1 protein-coding gene and 1 pseudogene are annotated in these 543 nt (G+C 47.1%); one reads left to right on the top strand and one right to left on the bottom strand.

The window, feature by feature from the left end; all coding sequences use genetic code 11:
* Nucleotides 1–177: 177 nt before the first annotated feature.
* Nucleotides 178–411 (top strand): annotated as a pseudogene (locus BWI97_RS29465) (maltotransferase domain-containing protein); the annotation flags it as partial.
* Here the strand turns inward: BWI97_RS29465 and BWI97_RS29460 are convergent.
* Nucleotides 389–517 carry a two-component regulator propeller domain-containing protein gene (locus BWI97_RS29460; protein ID WP_369826689.1) on the bottom strand — a complete coding sequence of 43 codons (129 nt, stop codon included), beginning with the start codon at nucleotides 515–517 and terminating at the stop codon, nucleotides 389–391. The pseudogene BWI97_RS29465 and the gene BWI97_RS29460 sit on opposite strands and share 23 nt — an antisense overlap.
* Nucleotides 518–543: the final 26 nt, after the last annotated feature.

The following is a 543-nucleotide window of genomic DNA, read 5'->3' as shown; positions in this document are numbered from 1 at the left end:
TTAAAATTTAGGGAAGGTTCTTTGCCAGCGTATTTTTAGCAGCAATCCTTTTTCTTTTGTGCCACAGATTCGCCAGAAAAGCAGATCTGTGGCTTTTTCATGCCATTTTAAAAGCAGTACAGCCATGATTGAAAAAGAAATCGGTCAGCAACGCGTTCATTTTTACACGTTACTCCGGAATTAGATGGAGGTCGTTATGCCGTCAAATCCATCGCAGGGGATACGCTGTGGGTAGAGGTAGACTTACTGGTTGACGGCTTTGATCTCCCAACGGGTGAATTACTGTATCGCCACGAAAGTGAAGCGGACTGGACCCGCGTCCCTCTTTCTTCGTTGGGAAATGACCGGTACGGAGCCGAATTATTGGCATTTAAGCAAGGTGCTATACCTATACTTTCGAAGCCTGGGTAAACTGCCGGGTAGTGCGTTCTTCGGGATTAAACTTCACCAGTCCCTGCAAGGTACCCAACCACAAATTCCCCTGCGTATCTTCTTCAATGGACTGAATCCCTTCCAGAGCCGGTAGCGGAACCGTGATAAAGG

The sequence above is a fragment of the Siphonobacter sp. BAB-5405 genome, from assembly GCF_002872335.1.
GTDB lineage: Bacteria > Bacteroidota > Bacteroidia > Cytophagales > Spirosomataceae > Siphonobacter.
Note: the sequence above shows the minus strand (reverse complement) of the source record. Positions and strands in the feature narration are given on the sequence as shown.